Source organism: Chitinophaga terrae (ex Kim and Jung 2007), from assembly GCF_900107795.1.
GTDB classification, from domain to species: domain Bacteria; phylum Bacteroidota; class Bacteroidia; order Chitinophagales; family Chitinophagaceae; genus Chitinophaga; species Chitinophaga terrae.
In genome coordinates this window covers 219,126-242,908 of the sequence record NZ_FNRL01000005.1, presented here as the reverse complement: position 1 = coordinate 242,908, position 23,783 = coordinate 219,126, and the positions used below count along the sequence as shown (strand labels likewise).

18 protein-coding genes are annotated in these 23,783 nt (G+C 45.0%); 11 read left to right on the top strand and 7 right to left on the bottom strand.

Annotation, left to right across the window (positions count from 1 at the left end; genetic code table 11):
- Positions 1-4 precede the first annotated feature (4 nt).
- The 3 genes from BLV62_RS07565 to BLV62_RS07555 all read left to right on the top strand — a co-directional run bounded on the left by BLV62_RS07565 (position 5) and on the right by BLV62_RS07555 (position 4,638).
- Positions 5-2,407, top strand: coding sequence for an alpha-ketoacid dehydrogenase subunit alpha/beta (locus BLV62_RS07565; RefSeq protein WP_089760265.1), 2,403 nt, complete (start codon positions 5-7; stop codon positions 2,405-2,407).
- A gap of 285 nt (positions 2,408-2,692) precedes the next feature.
- Entirely contained in the window at positions 2,693-3,646 is a 954-nt protein-coding gene (locus BLV62_RS07560; protein ID WP_089760264.1) for a D-2-hydroxyacid dehydrogenase, read from the top strand.
- 269 nt (positions 3,647-3,915) lie between these two features.
- Complete coding sequence (locus BLV62_RS07555; protein ID WP_089760262.1) at positions 3,916-4,638, top strand: response regulator transcription factor; 723 nt, start codon at positions 3,916-3,918, stop codon at positions 4,636-4,638.
- A gap of 555 nt (positions 4,639-5,193) precedes the next feature.
- Here BLV62_RS07555 and BLV62_RS07550 read toward each other — a convergent pair.
- Together BLV62_RS07550 and BLV62_RS07545 are read right to left on the bottom strand one after the other, a co-directional pair.
- Positions 5,194-5,904 carry a YebC/PmpR family DNA-binding transcriptional regulator gene (locus tag BLV62_RS07550; RefSeq protein ID WP_089760260.1) on the bottom strand — a complete coding sequence of 237 codons (711 nt, stop codon included), beginning with the start codon at positions 5,902-5,904 and terminating at the stop codon, positions 5,194-5,196.
- 144 nt (positions 5,905-6,048) lie between these two features.
- Entirely contained in the window at positions 6,049-7,542 is a 1,494-nt protein-coding gene (locus BLV62_RS07545; protein WP_089760259.1) for an amino acid permease, read from the bottom strand.
- Positions 7,543-7,741: 199 nt separating this feature from the next.
- Between BLV62_RS07545 and BLV62_RS07540 the strand changes: the two genes are divergently transcribed.
- The 3 genes from BLV62_RS07540 to BLV62_RS07530 all read left to right on the top strand — a co-directional run bounded on the left by BLV62_RS07540 (position 7,742) and on the right by BLV62_RS07530 (position 11,061).
- Positions 7,742-9,016: a dicarboxylate/amino acid:cation symporter gene (locus BLV62_RS07540; RefSeq protein ID WP_089760257.1), complete on the top strand. Its 1,275-nt coding sequence runs from the start codon at positions 7,742-7,744 to the stop codon at positions 9,014-9,016.
- Positions 9,017-9,068: 52 nt separating this feature from the next.
- The gene (locus BLV62_RS07535; protein ID WP_089760255.1) at positions 9,069-9,752 is read left to right on the top strand and encodes a DedA family protein; all 684 of its coding nucleotides are present in this window, start codon (positions 9,069-9,071) and stop codon (positions 9,750-9,752) included.
- A 73-nt stretch (positions 9,753-9,825) separates the two neighbouring features.
- Positions 9,826-11,061 (top strand): MFS transporter, encoded by a 1,236-nt coding sequence (locus BLV62_RS07530; protein ID WP_089760253.1) that lies wholly within the window; start codon positions 9,826-9,828, stop codon positions 11,059-11,061.
- Here BLV62_RS07530 and BLV62_RS07525 read toward each other — a convergent pair whose 3' ends face one another.
- From BLV62_RS07525 to BLV62_RS07515, 3 genes are all read right to left on the bottom strand, one after another.
- Entirely contained in the window at positions 11,062-11,523 is a 462-nt protein-coding gene (locus BLV62_RS07525) for a MarR family winged helix-turn-helix transcriptional regulator (protein ID WP_089760251.1), read from the bottom strand.
- A gap of 171 nt (positions 11,524-11,694) precedes the next feature.
- Positions 11,695-12,636 (bottom strand): malate dehydrogenase, encoded by a 942-nt coding sequence (gene mdh / locus BLV62_RS07520; protein ID WP_089760249.1) that lies wholly within the window; start codon positions 12,634-12,636, stop codon positions 11,695-11,697.
- 85 nt (positions 12,637-12,721) lie between these two features.
- Positions 12,722-13,231, bottom strand: coding sequence for a peroxiredoxin family protein (locus BLV62_RS07515; protein WP_089760248.1), 510 nt, complete (start codon positions 13,229-13,231; stop codon positions 12,722-12,724).
- Between the two features lie 184 nt (positions 13,232-13,415).
- Between BLV62_RS07515 and efp the strand changes: the two genes are divergently transcribed.
- From efp to accC, 3 genes are all read left to right on the top strand, one after another.
- Complete coding sequence (efp, locus tag BLV62_RS07510; RefSeq protein ID WP_089760246.1) at positions 13,416-13,982, top strand: elongation factor P; 567 nt, start codon at positions 13,416-13,418, stop codon at positions 13,980-13,982.
- A 122-nt stretch (positions 13,983-14,104) separates the two neighbouring features.
- Positions 14,105-14,590: an acetyl-CoA carboxylase biotin carboxyl carrier protein gene (gene accB / locus BLV62_RS07505; RefSeq protein WP_089760244.1), complete on the top strand. Its 486-nt coding sequence runs from the start codon at positions 14,105-14,107 to the stop codon at positions 14,588-14,590.
- Positions 14,591-14,714: 124 nt separating this feature from the next.
- Positions 14,715-16,052 (top strand): acetyl-CoA carboxylase biotin carboxylase subunit, encoded by a 1,338-nt coding sequence (gene accC, locus BLV62_RS07500; protein WP_089760242.1) that lies wholly within the window; start codon positions 14,715-14,717, stop codon positions 16,050-16,052.
- A 263-nt stretch (positions 16,053-16,315) separates the two neighbouring features.
- Here accC and BLV62_RS07495 read toward each other — a convergent pair whose 3' ends face one another.
- A complete protein-coding gene (locus BLV62_RS07495) occupies positions 16,316-18,505 on the bottom strand; it encodes a glutamine synthetase III family protein (protein WP_089760240.1) in 2,190 nt (729 codons plus the stop codon).
- Positions 18,506-18,794: 289 nt separating this feature from the next.
- Here BLV62_RS07495 and purL point away from each other — a divergent pair, with 289 nt between their 5' ends.
- Complete coding sequence (gene purL, locus BLV62_RS07490) at positions 18,795-21,017, top strand: phosphoribosylformylglycinamidine synthase subunit PurL (protein ID WP_089760238.1); 2,223 nt, start codon at positions 18,795-18,797, stop codon at positions 21,015-21,017.
- Between the two features lie 567 nt (positions 21,018-21,584).
- On the top strand, positions 21,585-22,481 hold the full coding sequence (locus BLV62_RS07485; RefSeq protein WP_089760236.1) for a glycerophosphodiester phosphodiesterase family protein: 897 nt from the start codon (positions 21,585-21,587) through the stop codon (positions 22,479-22,481).
- 46 nt (positions 22,482-22,527) lie between these two features.
- Here the strand turns inward: BLV62_RS07485 and BLV62_RS07480 are convergent, their stop codons facing one another.
- Entirely contained in the window at positions 22,528-23,769 is a 1,242-nt protein-coding gene (locus BLV62_RS07480; RefSeq protein WP_089760235.1) for an aminotransferase class I/II-fold pyridoxal phosphate-dependent enzyme, read from the bottom strand.
- Positions 23,770-23,783: the final 14 nt, after the last annotated feature.

The following is a 23,783-nucleotide window of genomic DNA, read 5'->3' as shown; positions in this document are numbered from 1 at the left end:
AGGCATGATAGAAAATAACGAACTCGCTATGAATACAGAAAGCCGGTTGTCATTCGACGAATTCCGTAAGGAAGTGCTAAATGACTACAGGTTGGCTTGCGAAAGCAGGGAAGTAAGCGTGCTGGCCCGTAAGGAAGTTCTTACAGGCAAAGCAAAGTTTGGCATATTCGGGGATGGGAAAGAAGTGGCGCAGATTGCAATGTCCAAATACTTTAAGCCAGGCGACTTTCGTTCCGGTTATTATCGCGACCAAACTGTTGCGTTTGCCACAGGTATTGCCACACCTGAGCAGTTTTTCTCGCAGTTATATGCGGATCCGGATTTGGCGCATGACCCATTTTCAGGCGGGCGGCAGATGAATTCGCATTTCGCAACACCAAACATCGATAAAGATGGTAACTGGTTAAACCTTGCGGATATGAAAAACTCGGCAGCAGATATGGCGCCTACTGCCGCGCAGATGCCTCGTTCGTTGGGACTGGCCTACGCCTCTAAGTTGTTCAGGGAAGTTCCTGTTTTACATCAGTTTCCTGGTTTATCCAATAATGGTAATGAAATCTGTTTCACTACCATTGGCGATGCTTCTACCTCTGAAGGCCATTTTTGGGAAACTATCAACGCAGCCGGCGTATTACAGGTACCAATGGCTGTTTTTGTGTGGGATGATGGGTATGGCATTTCGGTTCCCCGTAAATTCCAAACCACGAAGAACTCTATCAGCGCAGCTCTTGAAGGGTTCCGCAAAACGAAGGATTCTAACGGTTTTGATATATATAATGTAAAAGGTTGGGATTATGCTGGCATGTGCGAAGTTTTTGAAACCGCCATCCAGAAGATCCGCGACACGCATGTTCCGGCACTCTTCCATGTAGAAGAGATCACCCAGCCCCAGGGCCACTCTACCAGCGGTTCTCACGAACGCTATAAGAGTAAGGAGCGCCTGGCTTGGGAAAGGGAGTTTGACTGTAATCTTAAAATGCGTTCCTGGATATTGGAAAACGCATTGGCAGACGAAGAAACACTCAATAAACTGGAAGCTGAAGCTAAAGCCAGTGTACAGGAAGCAAAGAGATCGGCCTGGGAAAAATACCTGGCTCCTATCAAAGAACATGTGCAATCATTTGCTGCTTTAGCCGCTCCTATTGCTAATCTGGAAGGCGCCGACGCTACTGCAATCAATGTAGCGATCCGCGATCTTCAAAACAACAGGGAACCGCAACGCAGGGATATCTTAAAAACAACAGCGAATATTTTACTCCGTCACCGCGCCCTTAGCCAGCACCCGCTGGTGCAGGGATTGCAACATTGGTACGATAACTACCTGAAAACAGAAAAGGAAAGCTACAATTCTTTCCTCTATGCGACAGGAGCCAACTCGGCCCTCAATGTTCCCGAAGTGCCTGTCGCCTACGATAGCGATAGCATCATGGTGAACGGGTATGAAATACTTAACAGGTACTTCGATCAGTTATTCACTCATAATCCAAAGGTTTTTGCCTTTGGAGAAGATGTGGGAAAAATCGGGGATGTTAACCAGGGCTTTGCCGGTCTGCAACAGAAACATGGAAAAGATCGTATATCCGACACCGGTATACGTGAACTAACTATCATGGGGCAGGGTATAGGCATGGCGTTGAGAGGACTCAGGCCAATTGCAGAGATTCAGTACCTGGATTACCTGCTATATGGATTGCAACCATTGAGCGATGATGTAGCTTCTTTGCAATATCGTACCAAAGGAGTGATGCATTGCCCGTTGATTGTACGCACACGCGGACACAGGCTGGAAGGCATCTGGCACAGCGGTTCGCCAATGGGGATGATCATCAACTCACTGAGAGGAATGCACGTTTGCGTACCACGGAACATGGTGCAGGCCGCAGGTATGTATAACACTTTATTGCGGGCAAACGAACCTGCAATAGTGATAGAATCGCTGAATGGCTACCGCCTGAAAGAGAAACTGCCTTCCAACCTGGAAACTTTCACCGTGCCTTTGGGCATTCCTGAAGTGCTGAAAGCCGGCGATGACATTACGATAGTTACCTATGGTTCTACTGTACGTATTGTTGAAGAAGCGGTGAATACCCTAAACGAAGTAGGCATCTCCTGCGAGATCATAGACGTACAAACATTACTGCCTTTCGATATCAACCACAGCATCGTTGAATCGCTGAAGAAGACCAGCAGGATACTGTTCGTGGATGAAGATGTACCAGGCGGAGGCACTGCCTATATGTTCCAGGAAGTGATAGAAAAGCAGGGTGGTTACCGCTGGTTAGACGTAGCGCCACGTACTTTGAGCGCACAGGCGCACAGGCCGGCTTACGGATCAGATGGCGATTACTTCTCCAAGCCCAATACAGAAGATGTTGTGAGTGTGATAATGGATATGATGAGAGAATAGGAAAAATACCTGGGAGCCTGGCCATTGCCGGGCTTCTTTTTTTATTGGCGAAGCCGCCAGACTAGCATAGATCTGCTGGTTGGCGGCTTCTTGATTTAGGTTAAGCAGTTGAAGGCTTAGAGTATTTTTCGGCTTATTATGGCAGTGCAAATGTCTGCTCTTTTACAACGTAAGAAAAGAGGAAAGAGGATAGTTAATAATTATTTCATTTGATAAACGGAAAGGATTACACCGGCAAGCTGATTATCTTTAATACTATAAACACTAAGCATCAAAATTTCAGGTATGAAAAGAATAGTTGTATTGGACGGGTACGCATTGAATCCCGGGGATCTCGACTGGCAGGCGTTGAAAGCATTGGGAGAAGTGACAGTATACGACAGAACGCCTGTAGCGGAGGTGCCGGAGCGGGCTAAGGATGCGGAGATCGTGCTTACCAACAAAGCGATCGTGAACAGTACGGCGATCAATGAGCTGAAACACCTTGAGTATGTAGGCGTGATGGCTACAGGATACAATGTAGTGGATATCCCTGCAGCAAAGGCAAAAGGGATCACAGTTACCAATGTGCCTGCATACAGTTCCGATTCGGTAGCGCAGTTAACTTTTGCGCTGATACTGGAATTATGTCATCATGTGGGGTTGCATGCAGAGAGCGTAAGAGCCGGAGAATGGAGCAGGAGTGCGGATTTCAGTTACTGGAAAACACCCTTGCGTGAATTGGCCGGGAGTACTTTAGGCATTGTAGGTTTGGGGCAGATAGGAAGGGCTGTAGCTAAAATCGCGCTGGCCTTCAATATGAAGGTGATTGCCAGCCATAAGCATCCGGAGAGAGATGCGATGCAAGGCGTTACCTTCACAGACCTGGCTAGCTGTTTTAAGGAAGCGGATATTGTTTCATTGCATTGCCCGCTAACTGCAGATAATAAAGAATTTGTGAATGCTGCATTGCTGAAAACAATGAAACCAGGCGCGTTCTTAATTAATACCAGCCGTGGCCCGCTGATCAATGAAACTGATCTGGCCAGGGCTTTGGAAGAAGGAGTGATTGCCGGTGCGGCGCTGGATGTATTAAGTACGGAACCGCCGGCAGCAGATAATCCATTGCCAGCGGCGCCTAACACTGTTATTACGCCTCATATTGCCTGGGCTACCAGGTCGGCCCGTGAAAGGTTACTGAATGGAGTAGTGAACAATTTAAAGGCATACCTGGAGGGCAAACCTGTGAACGTGATTTAAGCTTTTTTTGAAAATATTTTAGTTGGGAATACCCCGGTGGATTTTTTCTCCTGTTTTATATATAGTACACTCTTTTAACAGGAAAAATTATCAACCGGGGTATTTCATTTGAGCGATTGACTGAAATGAATATTGGTTGGAAAGTGAATGATAATGAACGTTTTACGTTCTTTTTTCTTGTTTATTTTTGAATAAACGTAAGAATTACACCTAATACTTATAGGTACCAACTAAAATCTGATTATTCGCTTAAAAACCAACGTTACAACATGCAGCCTAGCATTCTTTTAGTAGAAGATGATATCTTCTTCGGTAAAGTAGTTAAAAGACAGTTAGAACGGGCAGGATATAATGTAAGCCTGTGCGAGAATGGTGAAGAAGGATGGGAACGATTCCAGACCCATATTTTTGATCTTTGCTTACTCGATGTGGTGATGCCCAAAAAAGACGGATTCGCTTTAGCAGCGGACATCAGGTCTATGGACGTAAACGTGCCGATCATTTTTACTTCCTCCCGGTATATGGAGCAGGACAAGTTACAGGGCTTTGAAGCCGGTGCAGATGATTACGTTACAAAGCCGTTCAACATCCAGGAACTGCTATGCAGGATCAGCGTATACCTTAAACGCAGCAAACTATTGCTGAGCGAACGAAGAGTGGTATACACTGTCAGTAACCTGATTTTCGATTATTCTCAATATCACATCAGACACAAAGATGCTGATACCCATGTTAGGATGGCCCCAAAAGAAGCGGAGTTACTTCGCTTTCTATGTGAAAATTCAAACAAAAAACTAAGAAAGGATGACATCCTTGCCTGCATCTGGGGCCAGGACGACTTGTATGCTTCCCGGGTGATGGATGTATACCTGACACGGTTGCGCAAGCACATTGCAAAGGACCCATCGATTAAACTGGAAACCTACCATGGCAAAGGGTTAAAGTTTGTTACGAGTTCCTTGCACCGGTCGCACATCATCGCTAAAGTTTAGCTGTTTTTGGTTCAGGAAAGTTAACCTTAATCAAGGCGTCTGTCGGGCAAGGCAGACGCTTTTTTTCACGCAAAGGTTGGAAGGGGGCAGAGGGGCGTAAGTTTTTTTAAGGGAAGAAGAGTGATGAGTATTTTGTTGAAGAAGTTTGCGATGAAACATGGCTACAAAAAACGGAGATCATATATCTCTATACAATCTCCGCTAAAAAAATCCTTATGCCTCTTTAAAAATACTCAGCGGCTTTGCATGCAAAAAAAAACGCTAAAAAAACGGAGATCATATATTTCTATACAATCTCCGCTTATTAAAATCCTTATGTCTCTTTAAAAAACTCAGCGACTCTGCGTGCAATAATACCACACAATCTCCGCTAAAAAATCCTTATGCCTCTTTAAAAAACTCAGCGCCTCTGCGTGCAATAATACCACACAATCTCCGCTAAAAAATCCTTATGCCTCTTTAAAAAACTTAGCAACTCTGCGTGCAATAATCTACACAATCTCCGCTAAAAAAATCCTTATGCCCCTTAAAAAAACTTAGCGGCTCTGCGTGCAACTACCGCAAGTTGTGGAAGACCTGCTGAACGTCGTCATCCTGCTCTAACTTATCGATCAGTTCTAACACTTCCTTGGCCTGTTCTTCGTTTAATTCAACGGTAGTAGTAGGAATACGTTTCAATTCAGCGCTGATAACTTCCATACCCTTGCTTTCCAGGGCTTTCGACATGTTGCCGAATTCGTTGAATGCCGCACGGATAATGATGTTGCCTTCACTATCTTCCCCAATCTCTTCCAAACCAAAATCGATCAATTCCAATTCCAGCTCTTCCAGGTCCTGACCTGCATTCTTTACTTTGAATTCACCTACACGGTTGAAAAGGAAACCCACGGAACCGCTATTACCCAAACTGCCGCCACCTTTTGTAAAGTGCATACGCAGGTTGGCCACCGTACGGGTAGTATTGTCTGTAGCCGTATCGATCATTACAGCAACACCGTGAGGAGCATATCCTTCATATACAACTTCTTCATAATCAGTTTTGTCTTTACCCATTGCACGTTTGATAGCAGCATCAACACGGTCTTTAGGCATATTAACTCCCTTGGCGTTCTGGATACAACGACGCAGGGCAGGGTTATTATCGGGATCCGGACCGCCAGCTTTTACAGCAATTGCAATCTCTTTTCCTATTCTTGTAAATGCTTTCGCCATCCTGTCCCAACGAGCAAACATGGTCGATTTTCTTACTTCAAATATTCTTCCCATTTGAGTGGTATATCTTTTTAAAATTAGAACGCAAAAATAGTGTTTTTTACCAGAGGAAAGGGCCTTTTTCGTGTTAAAGAAAAAGAAAACCGGACAATTCCCGTTAGGTATTTGCCCGGTTTACGTCTATTATTATCAAAAATATTATAACATTTTTCTGGCTTTACTGTGCTTCACGCTGTAGCCGAAGTAAATAAAGAACCCAACCAGTAGCCAGACGATCAGGCGTGACCAGTTCTCAATACCCAGGCTGATGATCATCATCAGGCAGAACGCAGCTCCCAGGATTGGTACAAATGGCACCAACGGGGTTTTGAAAGCTCTTGGCGCATCCGGGTTGCTCTTACGCATTACGATCACCCCTATACATACCAGCACGAAAGCAAATAAGGTTCCGATACTGGTCATATCGCCTACTACGTTATCTGGTATAAACGCCGCGAACAGGGATACAAACACGAAGAACATCCACTGGGAACGGTATGGAGTGCGGTACTTAGGGTGCAGCTTCGCAAACACGGCAGGTACCAGCCCATCGTTACTCATGGAGTAGAATACCCTTGTCTGACCCAGCAACATTACCAGGATCACGGAAGAAAACCCTGCAAGGATGGCCACTGTAATGAAGGTAGATAACCATCCGTATCCAGGCATATACGTGTCGATGGCATACGCAACTGAAGCCTCGCCGCCTGCTTTCAGGAAGTCGGTGAACGGAGCGATACCGGTAAGGGTATAAGAGAACAGGATATACAATAAAGTACATACAGCCAGTGATACCAGGATGCCTATTGGCATATTCTTCTTCGGATTCTTGGTTTCCTGTGCAGCAGTAGATACCGCATCAAAACCGATGAAAGCAAAGAATACAACCCCGGCCCCTCGCAGTACTCCCGGCCACCCATGGTTCCAGAAGTTGGAATAATCTACTACCTGGCCGTTGTGCATGGTTACAGTGCCGGCATCCGGTGAGATGGTAAATGGTACGTGATTGGCCGGATTGATGAACTGCCATCCCAATAAGATGAATAACAGTACAATAGCAACTTTTACAATTACAATGATATTATTAACGATAGCCGAACCCTGGATACCTCTTACCAGCAGCATCGTTAATAAGAGAAGGATAAAGAGTGCGGGTATATTCATAATACCGCGAACGCCGGCATCCGAAATTTCAAACGGGCTATGACACCATTGGTAAGGGATGGTAACATGAAAAACATTCGTCAGCAACTTATTCAGGTACTGCGACCAGCCTATAGCCACTGTGGCGGCGCCCAGGGCATATTCCAGCACCAGGTCCCAACCGATGATCCAGGCAATGAATTCTCCTAAAGTGGCGTAAGAATAGGTGTAGGCACTTCCCGCAATCGGGATCATAGACGCAAATTCGGCATAGCATAAACCTGCGAGAGCACAACCTATGGCTGCAATAATAAATGAAATGGTAACGGCAGGTCCGGCAAATTGGCCTGCTGCGGCTGCAGTTCTAACAAAAAGACCGGCGCCAATGATGGCCCCGATACCCAGCGCAATCAGGGAACCCGCGCCCAGCGTTCTTCTTAATCCCTTTTCCGAGTCGGAAGCCTCGGATAATAAAACTGAGAGTTGTTTCTTAGCAAACAGTTTGCTCATACGCAGTCGTATTGGTTGATGTTTTAAGGTAGATGTTTAGTTCTGTTGTTGTTTGTTGTAGTCGCCAAATATAATATCCAAAAACCAAAAAGCGGTGTTTTATTTTAGAGGCGGGTGTATGTTTCCCCGGCGTAAACCTTATTTTTGGGAAAATTCTGGTTACAACGTTTAAACTTTTTACTGTAAATAACTGCGCTGCATGAAGAAATCGTCGAATCGCCTTACTCTGTACATCTTTATTGCTATGGTGATTGGTATCAGCACCGGCTATGGTGTGTATAAATACTATGGTACAACCAGTCCCACTCCGCAGACCTTCGCCGATAATGTGGCTATTTTCACTGAGATTTTCCTTCGCCTGATAAAAATGATCATTGCACCCCTGGTATTCTCCACGCTTGTGGTGGGGGTGGCCAAGCTGGGCGATATTAAAGCCGTTGGCCGCATCGGCGGTAAAACCATGCTGTGGTTTATCAGTGCAACCTTTGTATCATTGTTCCTTGGTCTTTTGCTCGTGAATATACTGAAGCCCGGTCTTCACCTGAAACTGCCGTTGCCGGACGAACATGCCTCTACCGGCATTGCCAAGTCCAGTATGACATTAAAAAGTTTTTTTGAACATGTGGTGCCAGACAGTGTGATAAATGCGATGGCGCACAATGAAATACTGCAAATCGTCGTTTTTGCTATTTTCTTTGGTGTTGCTGCGGCATCGATAGGTGAAAAAGCTAACCCGATTGTGAAGTTGCTGGACAGCGTGGCGCATATCATGCTGAAGGTAACAGGTTTTGTGATGAATTTTGCTCCTTTTGCCGTGTTTGGCGCAATGGCAGGCATAATTGCGGTTAAGGGATTAAGCGTTTTAAAAACTTATGGTCTTTTTATCGTAGAGTTCTACGCCGGCTTATTGTGTTTATGGATAGTGATCGCTACGGTAGGGTATTTTATTTTGGGCAAGCCGGTGTTCCGGTTGCTGGCAGGGATCAAAGATCCGTTGTTGCTGGCGTTCAGCACAGCCAGCAGCGAAGCGGCCTATCCGCGTACCATGGAGGAACTGGAGCGTTTTGGATGCGATAACCGTATTGTTAGTTTTGTTTTACCCCTGGGCTATTCTTTTAACCTGGATGGCTCCATGATGTATATGACCTTTGCCAGTCTCTTCATTGCCCAGGCATATGGAATACCGTTGTCAATAGATCAGCAGATCACTATGTTGCTGGTCCTGATGATCACCAGCAAAGGAATTGCAGGCGTGCCCCGCGCTTCCCTGGTAGTGATTGCCGGTACCCTGGCTATGTTCCATATTCCGGAAACTGGCTTAATTTTACTGCTGGCTGTAGATCACCTTTTAGACATGGGTCGTTCTGCAACCAATGTTATTGGAAACGCTATGGCAACGGCAGTTGTATCAAAGTGGGAGAATAAACTGGCGCCTGAACAGCAAGCCACTAAGAGTAACTTAACAAATGTCTAACAGATTAATGCGTATTTTACCGATTCTGAACTAGAAATTAGCTTTATTTAGCATGGACCAGATTACTGAGTTTTTCAAACACCTCATTAATCCAGCTTGGATTATTGAACATGGTGGTTTATACCTATTGCTGGCAATTATTTTTGCAGAAACAGGTCTGTTTATTGGATTTTTCCTGCCGGGAGATTCCCTTCTTTTCGTTGCAGGAATTTATAGTGAAGCCCTTAGCAACAGTTTCTTTCATGCGCCTTTTGTAGTGATAATGGTGCTGATAGCGTTATGTGGAGTATTGGGAAATATGGTTGGATTTTGGTTTGGAAAGAAATCTGGTCCCCTCTTATTCAAAAAGAATGATACTTTTTTCTTCAGGAAAAAACACCTGCACCAGGCGCACGATTTCTTCGTGAAATACGGGGGCGGCGCTATCTTCTTCGCCCGTTTCCTGCCTATCATCCGTACTTTTGCCCCGATAGTGGCCGGTATGGTTGGGATGGAAGCAAAGAAATTCATGTTCTTTAATATCATAGGTTCTTTCGCCTGGGTATTTTCAATGATGCTGGCTGGTCATTACCTGGATAAATTGTTCCCAAGCCTGAAAGAGCACCTGGAGCTGATCATCCTGGTTATCATCCTGATCACCACTTTGCCAGTGATCATTAAATTAGTTACCGGCAAAGTGAAACCAAAAGGAGCTGTTCCTTCACAAGAAATTGAAAACACAGATTCTACTTTATAAAATCTTTTTCTGAAAGGGCTCCCCACGAGCCCTTTTTTCTATTAATTCCCGTTTTATTTATCAACCAACAAGAATGAAAACCGAGAATCGTTCCGTCTCAATTTTAAACATTGCGGTGATAGTTGCATCGCTTGGTTATTTCGTAGACATCTACGACCTGTTATTATTTACAATTGTGAGAGTACCCAGTTTGAAATCGTTGGGTCTTTCGCAGGAGGAGATCGACAATGGCGCAGGCCTGTTACTGATCAACATCCAGATGGTAGGGTTGCTGATCGGGGGTATTGTGTGGGGGATCATAGGTGATAAAAAAGGACGCCTGAGCGTATTGTTCGGTTCCATACTCATTTATTCCATTGCCAACATAGCCAATGGATTTGTTCAGGGGATCAACGGATATGTGCTATGGCGCTTTGTTGCGGGGTTTGGACTGGCAGGGGAGCTGGGCGCCGGTATAACGCTGGTTTCGGAAATACTGCCTAAAGAAAAAAGGGGGTATGGTACTATGATCGTTGCTACGGTAGGCGTATCAGGGGCCGTAGCTGCCAACCTGATTGCCAAACTGGTAGGCGACTGGCGTATCTGCTACTTTATAGGTGGCGGTTTGGGTTTGGCCCTGCTCATTTTAAGGGTAAGTGTAATGGAGTCGCAGATGTTCAACCATGTAAAAGCATCTGCTACCACGAGGGGAAGTTTTGTGGCATTGTTTACGAACAAAACCCGTTTCCTCAAATACCTGAAGTGCATGTTACTGGGTGCGCCAACCTGGTTCGTTGTGGGCATCCTGGTGGCCTTCTCCAATAAATTTGCTTCCCAGCTGCAGGTGCAGGGCGCGGTGAATCCCGGCGATGCCATCGCTTTCTGTTATGCGGGGCTGGTACTGGGCGATCTTTGCAGCGGGCTGCTCAGCCAGCTCCTGAAAAGCCGCAGGAAGGTGATGTTGATATTCCTTGTATTCACTGCTGTGATGGTAGGCATTTACCTGAACCTTCATGGGGCAGCGATGTGGGTGTTCTATACAGTATGTTTTGTATTAGGGTTTAGTGTTGGCTTCTGGGCGATCTTCGTTACAATTGCAGCAGAAAGTTTTGGTACCAACTTAAGGGCCACCGTGGCTACTACAGTTCCAAATTTTGCCAGGGGAATGTTACCGTTGATCTCCATTCTTTTTGTACAGGTGCAGCATTATTTTACCTACCTGCAAAGCGGCGGTATTGTTGCCATCATTTGCATAGGCATAGCCTTGATAGCTGCCTGGAAGATTGAGGAAACTTTTGGGAAAGATCTGAATTACGTAGAGGAAATATAATCAATGATAGCTGTTCAGCATTTTGTCCAGCAATTGATTCAGTTGAGATATTTCGCTTTCGTTCAAAGATTCAAAGGCATCGTTTAATTTATTGAGGTCTGCATCTATTTCTTTTAATAGTTGCAGGCCTTTTTCATTGATCCTGACTTCTACTGCTCTTCTGTCCAGTTCACTGTTTTTGCGTTCTACGAGATCTGCTTTCCGCAATCTTTCCACCAGCCGGGAAACATCGCTCATTTTGTCCAGCATCCTTTCTTTCAGCAGGTTGATATTTGCAGACCCCGGGTGCTGGCCGCGAAGTATGCGCAGTATATTGAACTGCTGCATGGTGATGCCGTACTCCTTAAAGAATTGCTGATGCTGGGAAGTGATCCAGTTGCCGACGAAGATCAGGCTTACCAGGCCTCGTTGACGATCATTCTGAAAGGTTTTTTGAGTAATTAACTTTTCGAGATTAGACATACATTCAGCGTTAACCAATTTTTGATGAAACAAATGACAAATGCTTCAAAATGATAGCATTAGCGATTAATTGAGACAGTTCAAAAGTACAATAATTTAGGGATTTAAGGATGCGCCTTCCGTTTCGTATCCCTAAATCCCTAATTAGTATTAAAGGATAATTTTATACGATTATACAGCAGCAGATTGCATGTTATCCAAAACATCCATTACTTCTTTAACATGCTTTGCGGAGTTGTTGAGAAGGTCTTTTTCTTCGGAGTTCAGTTGCAGTTCTATGATCTTTTCGATACCATTTTTTCCCAATACTACAGGTACGCCAAGGTAGATATCTTTTAAGCCGTATTGACCGCTTAGCCATGCGCAAACGGGGAAGATCCTTTTCTCATCTTTCAGGATAGCTTCTACCATCTGGGCGGCTGCAGCGCCGGGGCCATACCAGGCGGAAGTGCCTAACAGGTTAACAATCTCGCCACCGCCTACTTTGGTTCGTTGAATGATCGCTTCCAGTTTATCAGGGGCAACAAGTTCGGTTACCGGTATACCGCTAACAGTGGTGTAACGTGGCAGGGGAACCATTGTGTCGCCATGGCCGCCCATGAGAATAGCCTGGATGTCTTTCGGGGAGCATTGAATTTCATCTGCCAGGAAAGCGCGGTACCTCGCTGTGTCGAGGATGCCAGCCATGCCGAATACCTTGCTGCTGTCTTTTTTCGCAGCCAGGTAGCTGCAATAGGTCATCACATCCAACGGGTTGCTAACAACGATAATAATAGTGTCGGGCGAGTGTTTGATGATGTTTTCCGTTACAGATCTAACGATGTTGGCGTTAGTTGAGATCAGGTCGTCCCTGCTCATGCCGGGTTTTCGGGGGAGGCCGGAAGTAATAACCACTACATCGCTTTGGGCAGTTTTGGAATAGTCGTTGGTTACGCCGATCGTTTTGGTACTGTAATAATCAATAGGGGCCTGTTGCCAGGTATCAAGGGCCTTTCCTTCAGCTGTTCCTTCTTTAATATCCAATAAAACCACCTCCGTCAGAAAATCTTTGTGGGCCAATACGTTGGCACAGGTCGCGCCCACATTTCCGGCTCCTACTACTGTAACTTTCATGTGTAATAGTTTTAAGTGAAGAATGAATGTGAATAAAACAAATGTAGCAACTCGGCCGTGCAATAAGTGGGCGGATGATCACTTATTACTTATTCAGATAGGATAGCAGGGTGTCGACTTTTACATCGCCTTCCATTCCTTTAACAAGCTGTTGTTTCTTGTCGTAAATGAATAGGCCGGGGAAATAACGCAGATCATAGAAATACATAATTTGGCGAGTGGGTTCACTGGCCATGATGATGTTAGGGTAATTTTTGATTTTATATTGTTCATAATACTCCTTCATTTGATCCACTTTAAAAGGAGTGACCATTAAAATTTGTACGTTCTTAAATTTATCGATATTCCTGGTAACTTCTTCTGTCAGGTGTTTGCAATGGTCGCAATCTACGCTAAATACAAAAACCATTGTTTTTACGTTCTTTTTCAGGTCATTTTTTGTGATAACATGCCCGTCAGGTAAGGTCATCGGGAAAGCAGGAATGATCGGGTATTGAAGATAGGCCGGTTTAGATGTCGTACTGGATGTCGTTTGGGCTCGGGAAAAGACGGAAATGCAGCAAAAAAGGACTAAAAACACGTAACGCATACTCATAAAAATTTCTTGATTTGGGTTTAAATTTACCGTTTAAATGTCATTTATTGCGTAAAATAGCCGAAAATTGAGGTAAAAAGTAACTATTCCGCCTAAATTTGGATTCCATATGCTTTTTCATATGCGAAAATTTTTACTTTTGCAGTCCGTATAAAATTTTTAACTTAAAATCAGTAACCAATTTATGGCTACAACCGCAGATATCAGAACAGGATTAATCATTAAACTGGATAACAGTTTATATTCTGTTGTAGAGTTTGGTCAGAACAAAACCGCCCGTGCAGCCGCAAAGGTTTGGGCTAAATTGAAGGGCGTTGATAATAGCCGTTCTATTGAGCATACCTGGAACTCCGGTGATACTATTTTTCCAATCCGTATAGAAAAGAAACCTTTTCAGTTTTTATATAAAGACGACACTGGCTACAATTTCATGGATAACGAAACCTTTGAACAGATAGCCATGCCGGAAACTGCTATTGATGCGCCGCAATTCCTGAAAGAAGGCCAGGAAGTAAGCGTACAGATCAATACAGAAACTGATCAGTATATGGCGGTAGAATTACCGGATAAGATCGTTATGACTGTAACTTACTCTGAACCAGGCCTGAAAGGGGACACAGCTACCCGTACTTTAAAGCCAGCTACTGTAGAAACAGGCGCAACCGTAATGGTTCCTTTATTCGTGGAAGAAGGGGAGCAGATCCGTGTAAATACCAAAACCGGTGAATACATCGAGAGAGTAAAAGCGTAATTCATTACAAGTATAATTAACAAGGCATCCGATCTGTTGACGGCTAAATCCGGTAACAGTGAATTGCCCTGTCAGTCTAATCACCTTCATATTCTATTTTTTCTAAACCAAAAACTGTCTACATGGACTTTAAACAGATTCAGGAACTGGTAAAAATGGTTAACAAATCCAATATCAGTGAACTGAGCATTGAGCAGGACAAGTTTAAGATTACAATAAAACAAAAAGAAAACGAAGCACCACAGGTAATCACTGTTCCTGCAGCTGCTATAGCACCAGTACAAGCAGCCGCCGCTGTAGCTCCTGCAGCAGCCCCGGCACCGGCAGCACCAGCAGCGCCCGCTGCTCCAGCCGCACCGAAAGCAGACAACCTGATCACTATCAAATCTCCGATGATCGGAACTTTCTACCGCAGTGCAGGTCCTGATAAAGCGCCATTTGTCAACGTAGGAGATGAAGTTACTCCTGGCAAAGTTGTATGTATCATCGAGGCAATGAAGTTATTCAACGAAATTGAGAGTGAAGTGAGCGGCAAGATTGTGAAAGTACTGGTAGATGATGCATCGCCGGTAGAATACGATCAGCCTTTGTTTTTAGTTGAACCATAATTATAACAATGTAGCTTTTAACTTAGCCTTTAGCTCCAAAAATCCCCATGGGAACCGGACCTAAAGGCTATCTGTTAAAAGCTATCTTGCTATATATAGCTTTTATTAACTTATAAGGAAAACAATGTTCAAGAAAATATTGATTGCCAACCGTGGCGAGATTGCCCTCAGAATTATCCGTACCTGTAAGGAAATGGGTATCAAAACGGTAGCAGTTTATTCAACAGCAGATAAAGACAGCCTGCATGTGAAATTTGCTGATGAAGCAGTATGCATCGGTAAGCCACAGAGCACCGAATCTTATCTGAACATCCCTCACCTGATGGCGGCTGCAGAGATCACCAATGCAGACGCTATTCACCCGGGCTATGGCTTCCTGGCTGAAAATGCCCGCTTCGCCGAGATCTGCGGAGAACATGGTATCAAGTTCATTGGCCCAACTCCTGAAATGATCAGGAAAATGGGTGATAAAATGACTGCAAAAGAAACCATGATAGCTGCCGGAGTACCGGTAATTCCAGGTTCCGACGGGTTGCTGCAAAGCGTGGATGAAGCTAAAGCCCTCGCGAAAAGCATGGGTCTTCCGGTGATCATCAAAGCTACTGCCGGCGGCGGTGGTAAAGGTATGCGTGTAGTCTGGGAAGAAAGTGAACTTGAGAATGCCTATAACATGGCTAAGAACGAAGCCCGCGCTGCTTTCAGCAACGACGGTATCTACATGGAGAAATTCGTGGAAGAACCCCGGCACATCGAAATCCAGGTAGCTGGCGATCAATATGGAAAAGTTTGCCACCTGAGCGAAAGGGACTGCTCTATCCAACGCCGTCACCAGAAACTGGTAGAAGAATCTCCTTCTCCGTTCATGACTCCCGAACTGCGTGAAAAAATGGGTGAAGCGGCTATCAGGGCTGCTGCAGCTATCAATTACGAAAGCGTCGGAACCATCGAGTTCCTGGTAGATAAACACCGCAACTTCTACTTCATGGAAATGAATACCCGTATCCAGGTAGAACATGGCGTTACTGAAGAAGTTATCAACTTCGACCTGATCAAAGAACAGATCAAGATCGCAGCTGGTATTCCTATCTCCGGTAAAAACTATACTCCGCAAATGCACGCGATCGAGTGCCGTATCAACGCGGAAGATCCGTACAACGACTTCCGTCCTTCTCCGGGCAAGATCACTACACTGCATATCCCGGGCGGTCATGGCGTGAGAGTAGACTCTCATATCTATGCCGGTTACGTAATTCCGCCGTACTACGATTCTATGGTAGCTAAGATCATCACCATGGCTCAAACCCGTGAAGAAGCTATCAACACCATGGAACGTGCGCTGAGCGAATTTGTGATCGAAGGAGTTAAAACAACTATTCCTTTCCACCAGCAACTAATGCGCGATGAGAACTTCCGTAAAGGAAACTTTACTACCAAGTTCACTGAAACATTCAAGCTGGTGTAAGCAAAGCAATAAACGATACCACGAAGGTTGTCTCTCATCAAGGGGCAACCTTCTTTTTTTACAAGACCGCTTATTGTTCTTTAATCGTAGGAGCGAGTATGCCGCCCAGGAACAGCATTTTCAACGAAAGCATTGTCTGAAGTATTTAGGAGTGATCAATATCTCCACAAATCCTGTATCATTGAATTTACGAAATGTTGTGCATAAAAAAAGCCCCGGATGAAAATCCGGGGCTAATCATACACCAAAACAATCTTACGGTTTTATCGCAAGAAAAGCAGCTCTCTGTATTTAGGCAGCGCCCATTTTTTGTCATCCACCAGGAACTCTAATTTATCAGAGTGGTAGCGGATAACATCGAAGTACGGCTTGATTTTTTCACAGTAGTCGATCGCTTTCTGGCGGCTGTCGCTAAGTTTGTTAGCCACTTTGCGCGCTTCGATCATAGCCTGTACATTCTCACTTATTACATTAATATGTTCAGCTATTTTAGCAGCTATTTGTTTTTGAGCTTTAACGGCTTCTTCTCCCAACCCGATTTCTTTCAGACCTTTGATGTTTTCGATCAGGTCGTTCAGGTAGCTAACTGCAGAAGGCAGTATAGTGTTGGTAGCGAGATCGCCGATCACGCGGGCTTCGATCTGTACTTTCTTCACATAGTCTTCCAGCAGGATCTCATGACGGGCGTGTAATTCTTTGGCATTGTAGATACCTGTTTCTGTAAACAGTTTGGTAGCTTTTTCAGTTACATAGGCATCCAGCGCTTTTGGAGTGGTCTTGATGTTTGGTAAACCTCTCTTTTCAGCTTCTTTTTCCCATTCTTCACTGTAACCATCGCCTTCGAACAATACTTTTTCCGAATCTACAATATATTTCCGAAGAGTTTGCATAATTGCAATCTCTTTTTTCTCACCTTTCTCGATCAGGCCGTCAACTTCCACTTTAAAGTTAGCTAATGTTTTAGCCACGATAGTGTTCAGAACGGTCATTGCAGAGGCGCAGTTTGCAGTAGAACCAACGGCGCGGAACTCGAATTTGTTACCGGTGAAGGCAAACGGAGAAGTACGGTTACGATCGGTGTTATCCAGCAACAGTTCAGGAATATGACGGTGCAGGTCTAACTTCAGGATCGCTTCGTCTTGTTCGTCAAATTTGTTGTTAACACGGGTTTTAACCTCTTGCAGTACTTCGTGCAGGTATTTACCGGTGAAAACAGAGATGATAGCAGGAGGAGCTTCGTTAGCGCCCAGACGGAAGTCATTGCTTGGAGAAGCAATAGAAGCTCTCATCAGGTCTGCATAATCATGTACTGCTTTGATAGTGTTCACGAAGAAAGTGAGGAACATCAGGTTGGTCTTAGGGGTCTTACCCGGAGCCAGGAGGTTTACACCGGTATCTGTAGCCATGCTCCAGTTATTGTGTTTACCTGAACCGTTGATGCCTGCGAAAGGTTTCTCGTGCAATAACACTTTCAGTTTGTGACGTTTAGCCACTTTATTCATTACGTCCATCAGCAGTGAGTTGTGGTCTACTGCGATGTTCACTTCTTCAAAGATAGGAGCGCACTCGAACTGGGAAGGAGCTACCTCGTTGTGACGGGTCCTTAAAGGAATACCCAGTTTGTAGGCTTCCAGTTCAAAATCGCGCATGTAAGCGTAAACGCGGTCAGGAATTGCACCGAAATAGTGGTCTTCCAGCTGTTGACCTTTAGAAGGAGCGTGACCTACAACAGTACGACCGGTCATGATCAGGTCAGGACGTGCATTAGCCAGCGCTTCGTCTACCAGGAAGTATTCCTGTTCCCAACCCAGGGTAGCAGTTACTTTGGTAACGTTCTTATCGAAATAGTTGCAAACATCAACTGCAGCTTTATCCAGTGCAGCCAGTGCTTTTAACAGGGGAGCTTTATAATCCAGTGATTCGCCAGTGTAGGCAACGAAGATGGTAGGGATGCAGAGGGTTTTACCTGATGCGTTTTCCAGGATAAAAGCCGGGGAAGACGGATCCCATGCAGTATAACCACGAGCTTCGAAAGTGGCTCTCAGACCTCCGTTAGGGAAGCTGGATGCATCTGGTTCCTGTTGAACGAGCGCATCGCCGTCAAAAGTTTCCAGAGCAGTACCATCACCTTTAAGAGTAAAAAATGAATCGTGCTTTTCGGCGGTAGTACCGGTTAAAGGCTGGAACCAGTGGGTGTAGTGAGTAACACCTTTTTTCATAGCCCATGCTTTCATACCGGAAGCAATTTGCTCGGACATTTTACGTTCCAGCTTGGTGCCATTTTTAATGGAGTTCATCAGGCTCTTGTAAGCCTCGTCGCTTAAGTATTCACGAACTACTTTACCTGTGAAAACATTGCTGCCAAATACATCGGTGATTTTACCGTTATTTTCGGAGAGAGTGGAGTCTACGCCAGCTAATCCTTCCAGCGCTTTGAAACGTAACGATTGCATGCTGTAATATATTTTACACAAAAGAACACACTAGACGTTATAATTGCAAATAAATTGTTCATTTTAACTGAAAAATTACATTTTGACCCTTGAAAAGATGGTTTTTTTGTTATTTGGTCAAATATTTAACCTGAGCAAGTCCCAAAACTGATAAATTTTAAAAATAGTAATATGAAACCAAAGGCAAATCGCTTGCTTTCAGTTCGTATCCCTTTACCTCTTGGCATTTGCAGGAAAAACACCTAGTTTTGCAACTTCTTTTAAATCACCCGAGTTTATACTTTAATACATGCAAACCACCGTAGAAATTGCTGAACAGTTAGGACTGACCGCTGACGAGTTTGAACGGATCAAGACCATTTTAGGCCGTGTGCCCAATTTTACAGAACTCAGTATGTATTCTGTAATGTGGAGTGAGCACTGCTCTTATAAGAACTCAATTGTTTGGCTGAAGTCCCTCCCTCGCGAAGGCGACAGACTGCTGGTTAAAGCCGGAGAAGAAAATGCCGGGCTGGTTGATATTGGCGATGGTTACGCGGTGGTATTCAAGATAGAATCCCACAACCACCCATCTGCTATCGAACCATTCCAGGGCGCTGCTACCGGTGTAGGTGGTATCCACCGCGATATTTTCACAATGGGCGCCCGCCCAATCGCAGCATTGAACTCCCTGCGTTTCGGAAATATCAACGACCCTAAAACCCAACACTTAGTTAAAGGTATAGTACATGGTATCGGTCATTACGGCAACTGCTTCGGTGTTCCTACCGTGGCCGGTGAAACCTATTTTGAAGATTGCTACGGTACCAACCCGCTGGTAAACGCTATGAGCGTTGGTATTGTAAAAGTTGGTCAGACCGTTTCCGCTACTTCCCATGGCGAAGGCAACCCGGTATTTATCGTAGGTTCTGCTACCGGTAAAGATGGTATCGGCGGCGCTTCTTTTGCATCTGCCAACATCACCGAAGAAAGCGTGGAGGATTTGCCAGCCGTTCAGGTTGGAGACCCGTTCCAGGAAAAGAAATTACTGGAAGCCTGCCTCGAGATCATCAAAACCGGCGCTATCATCGGTATGCAGGATATGGGCGCTGCAGGTATCACCTGCTCCACCGCTGAAATGAGTGCGAAAGGCGAGCATGGTATGAATATCTGGCTCGATAAAGTGCCTACCCGCCAGAAAGATATGAAAGCCTGGGAAATGCTGCTGAGCGAAAGCCAGGAACGTATGCTGGTTGTAGTGAAGAAAGGTCAGGAGAAACCAGTGCTCGATATCTTCGAAAAATGGGATCTGCACTGCGTTCAGATCGGTGAAGTAACTAAAGATACCAACCTGAAATTCTATATGAACGGTGAACTGGAAGCGGATGTTCCTGCCGAAAGCTTAGTGCTGGGCGGAGGCGCTCCTCAATATCACCGCGCTTATACCGAACCTGCTTATTTCGCAAAGATCAAAGCATTCGATATTCAAAACATCCCCGATACCGAACATCCAAAGTTCGTAGCGGAAAGGATCGTGGCACTGCCAAACATCGCTTCAAAACGCTGGATATATAATCAATACGACAGCATGGTAGGTACTGCCAACGCCAGCACCAACGCGCCTAGCGACGCTGCAATCGTATTGGTAAAACCTACCAGGAAAGCATTAGCTGTAACTACCGACTGTAATGGCCGTTATGTTTTTGCTGATCCCCATAAAGGCGGTCAGATCGCTGTTGCCGAAGCTGCGCGTAACATTGTTTGCTCCGGTGGCGAACCGGTGGCAATCACTAACTGCCTGAACTTCGGTAATCCTTACGATCCTGAAGTTTACTACCAGTTCGTTCATGCCGTGCAGGGTATGGGTGAAGCCTGCCGCAAGTTCAATACTCCTGTAACCGGCGGTAACGTGAGCTTCTACAACCAGTCTCCTGACGGCCCGGTTTATCCAACTCCAACTATTGGTATGGTGGGTATCCTGGAAAATCTGGATCAACGCATCACATTGGACTTTAAGGAAGAAGGTGACCTGATCTATATAGTAGGCCGCAGCCGTAATGATATCAACAGCTCCGAGTACCTGCACAAGATCATTGGCGTTGAATTCAGTCCTGCGCCTCACTTCAACCTGGATGAAGAACTGCATGTTCAACAGGCGATCACTAAACTGAACAAAGCTGGTCTGATCCAGTCAGCTCACGATATCAGCGAAGGCGGCCTGTTCGTTACCCTGCTGGAAAGCGCTATGCCAGGCGGTTTAGGTTTCGATCTGCAACTTAACAACAAGTTCCGTAAAGATGCTTACCTGTTCGGTGAAAGCCAAAGCCGTGTAGTCGTTACCGTTAAACCTGCCGATAAGGAGAAATTCGAAGCGTTATTGCATGGCCTGGTAGATGCGAGCGATAACTCGGTGAGATATGAAAAAGTTGGCGTAGTAACGAAAGAAGAAGTGAAAGTAAGTGGAGAAGACTGGGGTAAAGTAAGCACCTGGAAAAAATCATACGACACGTCTATCGAAGAACACCTGAAATAGGATGTTGCCTGATATATTATTACGAAGGCCGGTCAGTTTTGACCGGCTTTTTTTATTGCTTTTCAAACCCGCTGTTATAAAGGTGTTATACACTTATACCCCATTGCAGTGCCAAAGGTTTTCGACCAAAGTATCGCTTTAGCCAATCAAATACCCCAAATGTTCTCCGTTTGTATTTTGGTGACTTATTATTGCAGTTAACTCTCTTTAACAAGCTGTTAACAAAATAGCACATACGTGTTATGAAATTTGCTGAAATCTATGATATTTTTGAAAAGAATCGAATAACAATCAATACCGTATTTGAGATAGTACTCATCATAAAATATTTGGAATCACTTGGTTATTCCAACTTCTATGAAAACCATTTGTTCTACACCATGTCCTGATGAAATCTAAATGAAAATTTACACCTAGTGAAAGAACGATTTGAGTAAGGGCTGAGCAATCAGCCCTTTTTGTTTGTTAAACCGTATAACCGTTGAAGTTAACTTTCCTTTATAATTCTCCTGCCAGCAACCGCCTGTTCTCACGAAAGCCGTATCTTACCATTCTTAACATCCAACAATGAAAAAAAGTATTGTATTACTGGCTGTTGCCTGTTCCCTGGCCGGATTCCGGGCTTCCGCCCAGCAAAAGACCGATGTGCAGGCCCACAGGGGCGGTATGGGACTTATGCCCGAAAACACTATCCCCGCTATGCTTAACGCAGTAAAACTGGGCGCCCGTACACTGGAGCTGGACTGCATTATTTCTGCAGATAACAAAGTGGTAGTATCGCACGACCCGTATATGAACGGTGATTTTATACTCAAGCCAGATGGCAGCAGTATTTCAAAAGAAGAACAACCGCGCCTCATCCTTTTTTCCATGACCTATGATAGCATCCGCAAGTATGATGCAGGTTCAAAACCTTACCCGCGTTTCCCTGAACAGGCCAGGTTTAAAGTATCCCGGCCCTTACTGGCGGCGTTAATAGATTCTGTTGAAAATTATGTAAAAAAGAATCACTTAAAACCGGTTTATTATAATATAGAAACCAAGTCGGAAGAACGGGGAGATGGGGTATTGAACCCGGTACCCGAAGTATTTGTGAACCTCCTGATGGAAGTTATAAATAAGAAGAAGATAGCGAGCCGTGTTATCATCCAGTCTTTTGATTTCCGTACGCTGCGGGTGTTGCATAAAAAATATCCCCGTCAGAAAACTGCGCTGCTGACATCCAGCGGGTCGCTGGACGAAAATATCGCAACTCTTGGATTTACGCCTTCTATCTACAGTCCTGATTTTAAACTGGTAACGGGGGAACTGGTCCGGAATGCCCATGCTAAAAACGTGGAAGTAATACCCTGGACGGTAGATCAGCCGGAGGAAATGGAAAAGTTGCTAAAGCTGGGAGTGGATGGGATTATCACTAATTACCCCGACAGGTTGATCAAACTCGCAGGAAGTTATCAGCAATAAAAAAAGACGCCGCAAGGGCGTCTTCTTTTTTATATAGTGGTTAATCTTATACCATTGGAATTTCAGCTACCTGGTAAACTTTCTGATCCAGTTTCGCTTTGGTTTCGCTGAACGCCTTCAATGTTAACTCGATGTCCTCATCGCTGTGTGCAGCGGTTGGGATCAGGCGGTAAATGATCTGGCCTTTTGGAATAACCGGGTACACTACAATAGAGCAGAAGATATTGTAGTTTTCACGCAGGTCGAGACACATCGCTGTAGCTTCAGGAATATCGCCCTGCAGGTAGATAGGAGTAACGGGAGAATTAGTTCTGCCGATGTTGAAGCCACGCTCTTTCAGCCCATTCTGCAACTTATTCACATTATACCATAACTTCTCCTTCATCTCAGGATATTTACGCATCAGTTCTACCCTTTTCAGGTGGCCGATCACGATCGGCAGAGGAATAGATTTAGCGAAGATCTGGGAGCGCATGTTGTAGCGCAGGTAGTTGATAATAGGTCTGTCGCCGCTGATGAAAGCGCCGATAGAAGCGCCGGATTTAGCGAAGGTGTTGAACAGCAGGTCAATTTTATCCTGAACGCCCTGTTCTTCTCCTGTACCCGCGCCGGTTTTACCCATTGTACCGAAACCATGGGCATCATCTACCAGCAAACGGAATTCATATTTATCTTTAAATGAAACGATCTCTTTTAATTTACCCTGGTCGCCAGCCATTCCAAACACACCTTCAGTTACTACCAGGATACCGCCGCCCTGGGTTTTAGCCAGTTCAGTGGCGCGTCTCATCTGTTTATCAAAATCTTCCATATCGTTATGCTTGAAAACATAACGTTTTCCGGGATGCAGGCGCAAACCGTCCAGGATACTGGCATGGCACTCTGCGTCATACACGATAACATCTCTACGGCCAACAATGGCATCAATAGCGCTCATGATGCCTTGATAACCATAGTTGAGCAGGGTAGTAGCTTCTTTTCCCATGTAGTCGGAAAGTTCATTTTCCAGTTGTTCATGGTAGTTAGTGTTACCGCTCATCATCCTTGCTCCCATAGGTGAAGCCATGCCGAAATCGGCAGCGGCTTTCGCATCCGTAGCGCGTACCTCCGGGTGGTTCGCAAGCCCCAGGTAGTTGTTCAGACTCCAAACGATCTTTTCATTGCCCCGGAATTTCATGCGGGGACCTATTTCGCCTTCCAGTTTAGGAAACGCGAAATAGCCATGGGCTCTGTCTGAATGTTCCCCGATAGGGCCCAGATGTTTCAGCAGTTTCTCGAAAATATCCATACGGTATATTATGT